The sequence below is a fragment of the Paraburkholderia fungorum genome (assembly GCF_900099835.1).
Classification (GTDB): Bacteria; Pseudomonadota; Gammaproteobacteria; order Burkholderiales; family Burkholderiaceae; genus Paraburkholderia; species Paraburkholderia fungorum_A.
Genome location: NZ_FNKP01000003.1, coordinates 299,388 through 312,273, shown reverse-complemented (window position 1 = coordinate 312,273; position 12,886 = coordinate 299,388). Strand labels below are relative to the sequence as shown.

Sequence of the window (12,886 nt, the reverse complement as noted above, 5' to 3'; positions counted from 1 at the left end):
GTTGATTTCCCGCGAATCGCGGAAACGAGGCTTCAATCTACGCGAACCTGACAAAACGTAAAATTCGTATTTTCTACGTTAATATTTCGGTTAATTCGTAGTGTTGGCAGATTGGAGCGGCAATGAATTTCAAGCATCTGCATTATTTCTGGGTCGCGGCTCGCGCGGGAGGCATCGTTCGGGCGGGCGAGCAGTTGCACATCTCGCCGCAAACCTTGAGCGGTCAGATCAAATTGCTGGAGGAGGCGCTGGACCGGAAGCTCTTCAGAAAAAGCGGTCGAGGCCTTGAACTGACCGATGCGGGGCGTCTCGCGCTCGATTACGCCGACGAGATTTTCTCTCTGGGCTCGGAGCTCGAGAGTGTCGTGCGGCGCGAAAGCGAGGGCGGTGCGCAAACCCGCTTCCGGGTCGGCATTGCGGATTCCGTTCCGAAGGCGATTGCGTACCGGCTGCTGGAACCCGCATTGAGCGCGTCCGCCTCTATGAGAATGATTTGCCATGAAGGCAATCTGCATGCGCTGCTTGCGCAACTCGCCGTTCATCGTATCGATCTGATCATTGCCGACGCGCCGCTGCCGGCGGACGTCAATATCAAGGCGTTCAACCACAGCCTGGGCCGCTCGACGCTGGCCTGCTTCGGCACCAAGGCGCTGATCCGGGGCGGTAACGGGCGCTTTCCGTTGTCGCTCGCGCGGCTGCCTGTGCTGCTCCCTGGCATGGAGTCCGCCGTGCGCCGCAAGCTCGATCACTGGCTGGCGTCGCATGCGATATCGCCGCGTGTAGTCGGCGAATTCGACGACGGCGCCATGTCGATGGCGTTCGCCCGCGAAGGTCGCGGGGTGCTGTTCGCGCCGGCCGTGCTCGAAAGTCAGTTGCAGGCGGAACACGCGCTGGTCACGCTGGGGCATATCGACACGATTGTCGAAGAGTTCTTTGCCATTTCAATTGAGCGCCGGATCAGCCATCCGGCCGTGGCAATGATCATGGATGCGGCCCGCAGCGAACTGTTCAATGTCTGACGAGCCGGTGATCCTGCGCACTTGAGCGTGCGCGGTTCTGTTGCTTCCCGCTTTCATCTTCTGCAAGCAGCAAGAAAAACAAAGCTCAATTGATTGGTTGGGATTCGCTTCGCTGCTTTGTACCCTTGCGACGCAAGAACATCAGAATTTCTGTTTCTGCCGATGATCCGCCGATGAAAAACCTCGACCTCGAATTGATGCGCACCTTCGTGGCGGTCGCCGACGCGCATAGCTTCGCGGGAGCCGGGGTGCGCATCGGGCGCAGCCAGGCAGCAGTGAGCCAGCAGATGCAACGGCTCGAAGCGCTGGTGGGTATCGCGCTGTTCCAGAAAGAGGGGCGCAACAAGCCGCTCACAGCAGGCGGCCAGCAACTGCTCGGTCATGCGCGGGAACTGCTTCGCGTCAACGACGAAGCCGTGCAGTCGCTGGTAGGTGGCGCACAGGCGGGCGTGCTGCGAATAGGTTCGCCGCACGATGTCTCGGATACGTTGCTGCCGCCGATCCTCGCGCACATCGCGCGTTGGGCACCAGGCTTGCGGATCGAACTCGATGTCGGCCGCAGTCCGTTTCTGATGGAAGCGCTGCGTCGCGGCGAGATCGACATGACCCTGTCGACGCGTGGGGACGCCACGCTGCAAGGGCTGCTGTTGCGCACATCGCCGACGGTGTGGATTTGCGCGTCCCAATACAAGCATGTACCGCAGGCACCGATTCCGCTCGTGCTCGCCGATGAGCCGAGCATCTTCGGCAAACTGGCCATCGAAGCGCTCGATGCCGCGCGGGTGCGCTGGCGCGAGGCGTACATCGCGTCGAACCTGCTGGGCGTGAAAGCGGCGATTCGCGCGCAACTCGGCGTCACCGCGCGCAGCATCGAATTGCTCGGACCGGAGATGCGGGTGCTGGGCGACAAGGACGGCCTGCCGCGTTTGCCCGATGTCGACTATTACCTGTGGATTCGGCCGCACAGCGCCAATCCGCTGGTGCGCCAGGCGTTTGAGCTGTTGTCGCAGGTTTTGCCCGGACGCAGGCTCGATCATTAAGTGCGGCCAGAAAATACATAAGCAAAACCGATCTGTCCGGCCTTGCGAAAATCTGCGCTCGATTTAAAAAATACCAGTTGTTTCAATGAGATGTGCGTTGTTCTCATTGCGGGAAGGCGTGCGGAAACCGTGCAATCTCTGTCCGACTCATAAAGATATTCCGTATAGATGGTTCCGGCGGTTGAGGGGCTGCCAATAGCATCCACGCATTCTGAAGCGTTCAGAGCGCGAGATCCTGTCATGAGCCCACTACCCAACCCCACGCCGAACCTGCCCGACGTTTCGCCCGCCGATCTGCCGGGCAGCCCGCTTGCCGCTGCCTTCGCGCAACCGTTCATGCTGGGCCTGTTCCTGCCGATCCAGAACGGCGGCTGGAGTCCGTCGACCCTGCCGCGCGGCACCGACTGGCACTTCGCCTACAACAAGGCGCTGACGCTGCAAGCGGAGGCGCTCGGTCTCGACCTGGTGTTCGGGCTCGCGCAGTGGAATCCGAAAAGCGGTCACGGCGGCGATATCCGTTATCGCGAAGACAGCCTCGATCCATTTGTGACGACCGCCGCGCTCGCCAGCGTCACGAGCCGCATCATGCTGATCTCGACCATTCACGTGCTGTACGGGCCGTGGCATCCGCTGCATCTCGCGAAGTTCGGCGCAACGCTGGACAGCATCACGGGTGGACGCTGGGGCATCAACGTCGTGACGGGGAACCTCGAAAGTCACGCGCGCATGTTTGGTAATCCGCAGATCGAGCACGACGAGCGTTACCGGATGGCCGACGAGTTCGTACGTTTTCTGAAGACGTACTGGCATAGCGACGACAACGTCGATTTACGCGGCGCCTACTGGCAAAGCGAAAACGCGTACGTGTCGCCGCGTCCGGCATTCGGCCGTCCGGTGCTGGTGAACGCGACGGGCTCGGGCGCCGGGATCGAGTTCGCCGCACGGCATTCGGACCTCGTGTTCATCACCAGCCCGGCGGGCGCCGAGATCGAAGCCGCGCTCGACGTGCTGCCCGCGCACTGCGCGCGTATCAAGGCTGCCGCCGCCGCTCAGGGCAGGACGCTACGCACGCTGATCAATCCGATGGTGATCTGCAGGCCGACCGAGCGCGAAGCCTGGGCGTATCACGATGCGATCGTCGCCGCGCAGGACCGCGTGGCCGTCGACAACTTCTTCGCATCAGCACAGCAACGGGACAGCCACGCGTTTCGCGGACATCAGCGGGATCAGAAAGCGGTGGGCGGCAACATCCAGTTGATCGGCAGCCCGGAGCAGATCGTCGATTACATCCGGCGTCTGAAGCAGGCCGGTTGCGACGGTCTGCAACTGACGTTCTACGACTTCGAGCCCGACCTCGCGTATTTCGGCGAAGCGGTATTGCCGCTGCTCAAACAGGCCGGATTGCGCCTCTAAGCCGATCACGTCAAACAGCGGAGAGTCATTGCATGAGCGAATTATTCGAAGCCCCCGTGCTGCACGCGGAGCCACCGGTGCCGGAAGCACCAGAAGTGGAAGCGCTGCTTGACGCAGCCGTTGCGTTGTCAGAGCGATTGTCCGCCGAAGCCGCGCAGGCCGATCGCGAGCGCAGACTGCCGTTCGCGGCGATGCAGACGTTGCGCGATACGCGTTTGACGGCATTGCGGGTGCCTCGCGAGTTCGGCGGCGCGGGTGCTGACTGGCAGACCGTCGCACGCATTTTTATCTCGCTCGCTAAAGGCGACCCAAACGTCGCGCAGGCCTTTCTTGGACATTTCGTATTCATCGAGCGATTGCGGTTGATGGGCAGTGTTGCGCAGCAGCGGCGTCTGTTGCCGCTGGCCGCGAACGGCGCGCTGTTTGGCGCGGCGGCCGCGGAGCGTGGTGGCCGTTTTCGAGGCGAAATGGCGACGCGTTTGCGAAGTGCTAACGGTCACTTCGTGCTCGACGGCGTCAAGCATTATTCGACCGGCGCGTTGTACGCCGATGTCCTCAAGATTCGCGCGCTCGATGAAAACGGCGAGATGGTTGCCGCGTTGGTGCCTGCCGATCGCGTCGGCATAGAGAGAATCGACGACTGGGACGGCATGGGGCAGCGCGGTACGGCGAGCGGCACGACGCTGCTGCACAGCGTGCCCATCCATACGGACGAAGTCATGCGCATGCAGCCCTGGCTGTCGCGGCCGCATCATACGGGCGCGGCCGCGCAGATTCTTCACTGTGCGATCGAAGTCGGCATCGGCCAGGCCGCGCTCGCCGACGCGGCATGGTGGGCAAAAAATCGTGCGCGGGCCGTGAAGGAAAGCGGCATCGATTCCGCGTCGCAAGACCCGTACGTGTTGCACACCATCGGTCGCATCGCCGCGCGAATTCATGCAGCCGAAGCGATCGTAGACGAAGCCGCGATCGCACTGGATATCGCGGCCGACAGCCGTTTCGCCGGAGCCGCCGACGAGCATGTGCATGCGGCGGCAGTGGCTGCTTCGATTGCCACCGCGCAGGCCAAGATCGTGTCGACGCAAGCCGCGCTCGAAGTCACGAAGACCATGTTCGACGCAGGCGGCGCCGCGATGACCACGCGTGCGCAAAATTTCGACCGTCATTGGCGCAATGCCCGCACGCATACCACGCACGATCCGGTCGCCTACAAGTGTCGCGCGGTCGGCAACTACGTCGTCAATCATGCGCCGCCGCCTTTGACTTTTTCGTATTGATTCCGGCCGCAGCGCATTCCGAATGCTGCGTTTTTCTTCGATCCCGCGAGTCATCGATCGACTCCGCTTATTCCGCTTCGAGACCCTCCATGACTTTCGATTTGCGACATCTCAACCGTCGCCAGATGCTGCAACTGATGCTGGCCGGTTCTGGCGCCGGCTTGCTGTCGCCCGCCGAGGCAGCACAGAAACTGGCTGCCGCGTTGCCCGGATCTGTCTTGCGTGGCGGCACGTTGTTCGCGAACGTCACGCCCGAACCGGCGGGACTCGTGGCGGGCATCAATATTTCGAGCCCCGCCGTGGTGATTTCGGCGAACATCTTCGACGGCCTGCTGACCTACGACAACGAGTATCGTCCGCAAGCGCAACTGGCGGAGTCGTGGGCCACGGCGCCCGATGGCAAGTCGATCACGTTTCATTTGCGCCGTGGTGTGACCTGGCACGACGGTCAGCCGTTCACGTCAGCGGATGTCGAGTATTCGATATTGAATGTCGTGAAGAAAACGCATCCGCGCGGCGCGTCGAATCTCGCCAAGGTGATCGGTGTCGATACGCCCGACGCGCATACGGTGGTGTTTCGTCTGACTGGACCCTCGCCGGTGTTGTGGGCTGTGCTGTTCGGCACGGAGACGCAGATCGTGCCGAAACACCTCTACGAAGGCACCAATCCGCTGACCAACCCGTGGAACGCGAAGCCGATCGGCACCGGCGCGTTCATGTTCAAGGAATGGGTGCGCGGCAGCCACGTGACGCTGGAGCGCAATCCGAACTACTGGGACAAGGGAGCGTCGGGCAAGGACGACAAGCCGTATCTCGACCGCATCATCTTCAAGACCGTGCCGGACGCCGCCGCGCGTGCGATCGCGCTGGAAAACGGCGAGCTTGCTTTTGCGGCCAATAATCCGGTGCCGGAAAGCGATGTGGCGCGTTTGCAGAAGAACCCGAAGCTCGTGCTCGATACGGTCGGCTGGCAGGCGCCCGCGCCGATGTTCTTCTTCGACTTCAACTATCGCCGCAAGACGTTCGACGATATTCGCGTGCGCAAGGCATTCGCGCACGCAATCGACCGTGCGGCGATGGCGCGCATTGTCTGGTACGGGCTCGCGGATGTCGCGCAGAGTTGCGTGCCCAGTTATCAGAAACAGTTCTTCAAGGCCGGCTTGCCGCAGTACGAGTTCGACCCGAAGAAAGCCGAGCAACTGCTCGACGAAGCCGGTCTGAAGCGCGGACCCGACGGCGTGCGGCTACGCATCGACCACGTCACCGAAGTGTCCTATGGCGACGTCTATCTGCGCGCGGCCGAACTGATGCGGCAGCAGCTTCGCAACATCGGTGTCGCGGTGACGCTGGTCAATCTCGATCTCGCGGGCGTGATTCGCAAGCTGTACACGGACCGCGATTTCGATACCGCGTCGATGTGGTATTCCGCTTACCCCGATCCGCAGATCGGCGTGACGCGCAGGTTCTGGAGCAAGAACATCAAGCAGGGCGTGCCGTCGAGCAATGCGTCGAGCTACTCGAATCCGCAGATGGACCGGATTATCGAAGGGATTCAGGAAGAGGGCGATGTCGCGAAACGCAAAGTGCTGATCGAACAGTTGCAGGAGTTTGTACAGAACGAAGTGCCGTCGATCAATCTTCTGGAGTTGAAGTTCTTCGGCTTTTATTCGAGCAGGCTTCAGGGGCTGCGAAAAGGGCCGATGTTGTTTTACTCGACGCTCGCCGATGCTTATTTGCAGGGGTAATCGTGATGCCAGCTATTGATTCCGCGTTGGATACCGCGTCTGCGAACTCGTCCGAAACTGAAAATGAAACGCTGTGCTCTGAAGAGTTGATGGCTCGCACCGAAACGCTGGCCATCGAATTGGCAGCCGAGTCCGCCGCATGGGACGAACGCGGAACCGCCAACCGCCCGGCCTTCGATGCGATTCGCGCGGCGCGGATCGGCGCGATTCGCGTGCCTCGCCAATATGGCGGCGCGGGCGGCACGATCGTCGATCTCTCGACCGTCGTCGTCGCTTTGGCGCGCGGAGATTCGAGCGTCGCGCAGGCGCTGTTGCCGCATTTCGTGTTCGTCGAACGGACGTTGCTGATGGCGCCACCGTCGCAAGCGGCCCGTCTGCTCGGTCGCGTAGCGCGCGGTGAACTGATCGGCGGTGCGTCGGCTGAACGCGGCGGACGTTTTCGCGGCGAGGTTCGCACGGCGCTCAGTCGCGACGCCGAGGGCTACCGGCTCAACGGCGTCAAACATTATTCGACGGGCGCGTTGATCGGCGATCTGCTGAAGGTGACGGCGCTCGATCCCGATGGCAACAGCGTGCTCGTCGTGCTGCCGCCCGAACGCGCTGGCATTGTCCGCCATGACGACTGGGACGGCATGGGTCAGCGCGGCACGTTGAGCGGCACGACGGAACTGATCGACGTACGTGTCGAAGCGGATGAAGTGATGCGCACGGATCGCTGGAAAACCGAGCGGCATCATACCGGCGCGGCGTCGCAGATCATTCACTGTTCAATCGAAATCGGCATTGCGCAGGCGGCGCTGCACGATGCGGCTGCGTGGATACGCGAAGGCGTGCGGCCCGTGCGCGAAAGCGGCGTAGATCGAGCCGCCGACGATCCGTACATCCTGCACACGATAGGCTCGATCGCCGCGCAGGTCAGCGCGGCTCGCGCACTTGTCGCGCGCGCGGCTGCGAAGATCGACGTGGCCGCGCAGATGCGCTTTGGCGGCGCGTCGCCGGACGTGATCGCGCAGGCGGCCGTCGATGCGTCGATTGCGACTGCCGAAGCCAAGGTCATGTCGACCGAAGCGGCGCTGGATGCGGCGCAGGCGCTGTTCGACGTGGGCGGCGCCTCGACTACGCTGCGTCGGCACAACTTCGACCGGCACTGGCGCAACGCGCGTACCCATACCGTGCATGATCCGGCCGCGTGGAAATACCGCGCGATCGGCGACTACAACCTGAACGGGCAAGCTCCGCCCATCGACTACGGATACTGACGCATGCCCACTCAGTCAATGCCGCGCGTTTCCGCGCAAACGCTCAAACGATGGTTGCATGATGGCGATGAAATCGCGCTGTTCGACGTGCGAGAACACGGACAGTATGGCGAAGGTCATCCGTTCTTCGCGGTGCCGCTGCCGTATAGCATGCTCGAACGCGATGTCGGCCGCCTCGCGCCGAATCGTCGCGCACGCATCGTCGTCTATGACGACGGCGACAATCCGGCCGCGCAAGCCGCCAACCGTCTGCGGGAAATCGGTTACACGAATGTTCACGTGCTCGACGGTGGAACGCGGGCATGGAACGAGACAGGCTTCGTGCTGTTCAAGGGCGTCAACGTTCCGTCGAAGGCGTTCGGTGAACTGGTCGAGGAGATTGCGGGCACGCCGCATGTGTCCGCACTGACGCTCGCGCAATGGCAGCGCTCGGCGCATCCGCCGGTCGTGCTCGACGGGCGTCCCGTCAGCGAGTTTCATGCGATGAATATTCCGGGCGCTTCATGTTGTCCGAACGGCGAGCTTGCTTACCGGATCGACGCGATCGTTGCGGACCAGCACACACCCATCGTGATCAATTGCGCGGGGCGCACGCGTAGCATCATCGGTGCGCAGACGCTGCGGCATCTTGGGATCGGCAATCCCGTCTATGCATTGGCGAATGGAACACAAGGCTGGTTTCTCGACGATCTTTCGTTGGAACACGGCCAGCATCGTCCTTATCCTGCGAACGTGCAGCCCGGCGATGAGCGTGTGAGGGCCGCGCGTGCGTTGGCAGAACGTGCGGGCGTGGAGTGGGTGAGTGCGGCAACGGTGCGCGACTGGCTTGACGCGGGCGAGCACTCCGTCTATCTATGCGACGTACGCACGCCCGAAGAGTTCGCGCAGGGAAGCTTGCGCGGCGCGCAGCACGCGCCCGGCGGCCAGTTGCAACAGGCCACCGATCAGTACATCGGCGTTCGCCATGCACGCATCGTGTTGTTCGACGATGACGGGATACGCGCGGCTGTCACCGCAAGCTGGCTGCGTCAGTTGGGGCACGCGGCGTTCGTGCTCGACGGTGGACTGGAAAGCGGACTGGAGTTGCCTGCGGACGCTCCATTCGCGACCCACCTGCTACCCGAAATCGACGCGCCGACGCTTGCTCGAAGGCTGGCGAATGGCGACATGTCGGTGATCGATTTACGTGCGAGTGCGGCATGGATCAAAGGACACATTCCCGGCAGCATATGGTCAATTCGTTCGCGACTCGCGGCTGTACTCCAGCAGTGCAAACCGGCGATCACGCTAGTGGCAGATGACGCGCGTATAGCCGCGTGGGCGATTGCCGATTTGCCTAACGCGAATCGGTATGACTTTGCCGTGCTTTCAGGCGGCCTCGAAGCATGGCGGAAAGCGGGTGAAAGCGAGAGTACAGGTGCAGAAGCGATTTCTCCTGCGCAGAGAATTGACTATCTGTTCTTTACTCACGACCGCCACGCGGGCAACAAGGCGGCGGCGCGCGAATATCTCAGTTGGGAGACCGCGCTACTCGCGCAACTCGATGATGATGAGATCAAGGAGTTTCGCCCTCTGAAGTAGTCATCTTTGTACGACGGCCGGGAGCACGTCATCGGATCGTCGTTCCTGGCAGACTACATCGCACTGGTTGATGTCAAACTGTACTCAACGTCACGCGACAACCCGCCTTGACCCGATCGAACGCCAGAATCATTCCATGCATCGTGGCGACCGCGCTCGTCAAACTCAAGCCAAGTCCGTTGCCCGGCGTATGGCGGCTGGCCTCGCCGCGATAGAAACGCTGTAACACCGCTTTATGCTCGCTCTCGGGAATGCCGGGCCCGTTGTCCTGAACAGCGAGGTGAATGCCACGATGACGACGCGCCAACTGGATCGTCACTGATCCACGTTCGGGAGAAAACTTGATGGCATTTTCAATGAGATTGGCGAAGGCTTCGAATAGCAGATTCGGATCTCCATCCAGTTCGAAACTGCCGCCTTCTTCGATTTCGCATCGATATGTCAGGCCTTTTTCCTCTGCGGACGCCTCGTAGTACTCGTACACGTCTTTCAAAACTGAGGCGAGATCGAGAGACAGAAACGACTCGCGGCGCACACCGCTTTCAATCTCCGAGATTCGCAGTAGCGCATTGAATGTACGGAGCATGCCCGTCGCGTCGATGAACACGTCGTCGAGAGCCTGACGGAAGTCGTCGATTGTCAAAGCGCGACGCTGTACTCTTTCGAGTCCGGCAATCATCGATGTCAGCGGGGTGCGCAAGTCATGTGCGATTGCATCGCAAACACCTTTTACTTCATTCATCAGCCGCTCGATTTCGTCGAGCATGCCGTTGACGACGCGTACGAGACTATCCAGATCGTCGTGGTGTCGATGCGTCGGCAGACGTTGCGACAGATCTCCCGCGACGATCTGTTTGATCGATGCCGTTACGGCGTCCAGTCGTCGAAGCGAGCCAAGGCCGATGAAAGCCGCGCCCATCAATCCGACGCTCAAAGTAACAAATGCTCCGACAAGCAGAACCTTGAGAAGGCCACCGTTGAAACTATTCAGTTCATGGGCATTCTGGCAACGCATTGCAAGGTACTCGTGCGGGAGTTCTGCGGTAATGCATCGAGCCGTCTGACTGATCGGCCCATCCTGCAAACGGATTGCAAACGGCTTTCCCGTGTAGGGAATCTGACTGGGCAAAGTCGTGATCGCACCGGCAACAAAGTGCCCATCATTTTTGAACAGACCGTTAGGCCGCTGATAATCCGGGTCGCTTTGACGAAGTACGGTAAAAAGCGCGGCCAGTTTCTCAGGGGAACTCCGTTGCATCGCCACGTATTCGCGACCCAACCAGTCGTCCACGCGTTGCGTTTCAAAACCGGTGATTGAAAAGTACAGATAGGCGAACAACGGCATCGACATTCCGCCGAAGATGCCGAGAAAGACGACCGCGAGCCGGAAGCTCGTGGTGCGTCGAAGGTCAATCAGGCGCACGAAGGACATAACCGGAACCACGAACGGTGTGAATGATCGGAGCCGATCCTGTCGGATCGAGTTTTTTCCTCAGCCGGCTGATATGCACGTCGATCACATTGGTACGCTCTGCGAGCCGGTAATCCCAGACCGCCTCGAACAGCATCGTACGACTGACGACCTGTCCTTCATGCCGGAGCAAATACTCGAGAATCCGGTACTCACGCGGCAATAGTTCGACTTCATTGCCCGCGTACACAACGGCGCGACTGATCAGGTCGACGGTAAGCGGGCCGATGCGATACACCGGCTCATGGGGCGGCGGTTGGGTACGGCGCACCAACGAATCGAGACGTGCGGTCAGCTCAATAAATTCAAATGGCTTCACGAGGTAATCGTCGCCGCCGGCGCGCAGTCCCTTGACCCGCTCGTCGACTGTTGACAGTGCGCTGAGAATCAACACGGGTGTCGTCGTCGACGACTTGCGCAATGTTCGCAGCACATCGAGACCTTCCATACCACCGGGCAGCATGCGGTCGAGAACGATCGCATCGAACGCCTGTGAACTGGCAAGCGCAATTCCTTGCGGACCGGTATCTGCCGTTTCGACTGCATAGCCGTGATCCTGCAGCGCGACTTTGATCTCACGAAGTGTCTTTGCGTCGTCCTCGACGACGAGTACTGTTGGCATCACGCTTTCTCTTCAGATTTGGCGGGGCGGTGGTTAAAAAACACTGTCGGCGGTCACCTTTGTGGCCCGGGAACATCGCCCGCACCGGCGGGTTTTTATGCTCGGACCGACGCGAATTCCCCTGCGATTGTCGGGCTTGCGAGCATCGCCCAAGATGGCGCCAAGCAGGTTTGTGACCAGAAAATCAGCAACAAACATTAAAAATAATTCATTAAACCCCGTTCATCTCTTTGATTTTTCGAGGAAATTGCAAAAAATCCATTTTTAATATATAAATGCGAACAATTCTCATTCTACGGCACAAACCCGCTTCCATGAAATTCGGTTCACACACTCTCAACCAGGGGGCAGAAGGGATAGCTCCGCGACGTTGCCGGTTTTTCCTGTCTTCATTGCTTTACGTCTTGGTTAGTATTCCTGCTGTGTCTGGTCACGCCGCGGAGCAGGAAACGAATGGTCTTCGTCAACCGCCGGCCAATTACATCGACACGTCCGGCGCAATCCAGGTCGTCGGAAACGACGGAATGGAGTCGGTTCTTGAAGGATTCAATACGCTATTTTCGAGAACACATCCTGACTTGCGATTCAAGCTATACCTGAAGGGCTCATCCACGGCGATTCCCGCATTGACGAGCGGTATCAGTGCTTTTGCTCCAATGGGCCGCGATATCTGGCCGACCGATCGCACTAACTTCAGGAATGCGCACGGCTATGAGCCGGTCGATATAAAAATCGGTTACGCAGGATGGGGGCCGAGGACATCGTTCAAAACGCCTCCGGCTGTCTATGTCAATCAGGCCAATCCATTGCCCGGTCTGACGCTGACTCAGTTGAGACAGGTACTGGTGACGGGAGAGCCGCGTGGCGACATCACGAAATGGACGCAGTTGAGCACTGACTCGAAGCAGGCGCCACGTCAGATTCATATTTATGGCCTGGCTGACGATGGTGGCTCTGCTACTGCGTTTCGACTCGCCCATCTGGACGGTCTACCGTTTTCGAGCCACTACGAGGCGTTGCCGACTGCGGCGGAAGTGATGCGCGCGGTAGCGGCGGACCCTTATGGGATTGGATTTGTGGGTTGGTTCAATGCGGAAAAAGTACCGGGCACGCGGCTATTGCCCCTCGCCGCTTCTGAAGGGCAGCCGTACGCAATACCGAGCCAGCAGGATTTGACTGCAGACCGCTATCCATTGACGGCATATCTTCATATATATATCGATAAAGCGCCTGGGCATCCAGTTGCGCCGTGGCTAATCGATTATCTGAAACTCGCACTCTCCGCGCCGGGGCAAGCCGTTATTGCGAAAGAGCGGGATAAGGAGGGCGGCTTCCTGCCGCTGTCAGACGCGAGTAGACAGGCAGAGCTTGAGAAAGTCGAGCTACTCAGCAAGCCTTAGTCCAATTTTTCACTGTTAATGCAGTGCTCTGCGCTATCGACACATCGTTAGCGTAGAGA

Annotated in this window: 10 protein-coding genes; 8 read left to right on the top strand and 2 right to left on the bottom strand. The window is 60.2% G+C overall.

Annotated elements, in window-relative coordinates; genetic code table 11:
- The first annotated feature begins 122 nt into the window (after nucleotides 1–122).
- From nhaR to BLS41_RS30715, 7 genes are all read left to right on the top strand, one after another.
- Nucleotides 123–1,019 (top strand): transcriptional activator NhaR, encoded by an 897-nt coding sequence (gene nhaR / locus BLS41_RS30745; protein ID WP_074771479.1) that lies wholly within the window; start codon nucleotides 123–125, stop codon nucleotides 1,017–1,019.
- A 173-nt stretch (nucleotides 1,020–1,192) separates the two neighbouring features.
- Nucleotides 1,193–2,059, top strand: coding sequence for a LysR substrate-binding domain-containing protein (locus BLS41_RS30740; protein WP_074771478.1), 867 nt, complete (start codon nucleotides 1,193–1,195; stop codon nucleotides 2,057–2,059).
- 240 nt (nucleotides 2,060–2,299) lie between these two features.
- The gene (locus BLS41_RS30735; protein WP_074771477.1) at nucleotides 2,300–3,472 is read left to right on the top strand and encodes an LLM class flavin-dependent oxidoreductase; all 1,173 of its coding nucleotides are present in this window, start codon (nucleotides 2,300–2,302) and stop codon (nucleotides 3,470–3,472) included.
- Nucleotides 3,473–3,504: 32 nt separating this feature from the next.
- Nucleotides 3,505–4,749, top strand: coding sequence for an acyl-CoA dehydrogenase family protein (locus tag BLS41_RS30730; RefSeq protein WP_083380164.1), 1,245 nt, complete (start codon nucleotides 3,505–3,507; stop codon nucleotides 4,747–4,749).
- Nucleotides 4,750–4,838: 89 nt separating this feature from the next.
- The gene (locus BLS41_RS30725) at nucleotides 4,839–6,494 is read left to right on the top strand and encodes an ABC transporter substrate-binding protein (protein WP_216350634.1); all 1,656 of its coding nucleotides are present in this window, start codon (nucleotides 4,839–4,841) and stop codon (nucleotides 6,492–6,494) included.
- Between the two features lie 89 nt (nucleotides 6,495–6,583).
- Nucleotides 6,584–7,753: an acyl-CoA dehydrogenase family protein gene (locus BLS41_RS30720; protein ID WP_074771476.1), complete on the top strand. Its 1,170-nt coding sequence runs from the start codon at nucleotides 6,584–6,586 to the stop codon at nucleotides 7,751–7,753.
- A 3-nt stretch (nucleotides 7,754–7,756) separates the two neighbouring features.
- Nucleotides 7,757–9,334, top strand: coding sequence for a rhodanese-like domain-containing protein (locus BLS41_RS30715; RefSeq protein ID WP_083380163.1), 1,578 nt, complete (start codon nucleotides 7,757–7,759; stop codon nucleotides 9,332–9,334).
- Nucleotides 9,335–9,407: 73 nt separating this feature from the next.
- Here BLS41_RS30715 and BLS41_RS30710 read toward each other — a convergent pair whose 3' ends face one another.
- Both BLS41_RS30710 and BLS41_RS30705 read right to left on the bottom strand, forming a co-directional pair.
- Entirely contained in the window at nucleotides 9,408–10,766 is a 1,359-nt protein-coding gene (locus BLS41_RS30710; protein ID WP_074771474.1) for a sensor histidine kinase, read from the bottom strand.
- A complete protein-coding gene (locus BLS41_RS30705; RefSeq protein ID WP_074771473.1) occupies nucleotides 10,744–11,427 on the bottom strand; it encodes a response regulator transcription factor in 684 nt (227 codons plus the stop codon). The genes BLS41_RS30710 and BLS41_RS30705 overlap by 23 nt, the downstream gene beginning before the upstream one ends.
- A gap of 314 nt (nucleotides 11,428–11,741) precedes the next feature.
- Between BLS41_RS30705 and BLS41_RS30700 the strand changes: the two genes are divergently transcribed.
- On the top strand, nucleotides 11,742–12,827 hold the full coding sequence (locus tag BLS41_RS30700) for a PstS family phosphate ABC transporter substrate-binding protein (RefSeq protein WP_083380253.1): 1,086 nt from the start codon (nucleotides 11,742–11,744) through the stop codon (nucleotides 12,825–12,827).
- The last annotated feature ends 59 nt before the right edge of the window (nucleotides 12,828–12,886 follow it).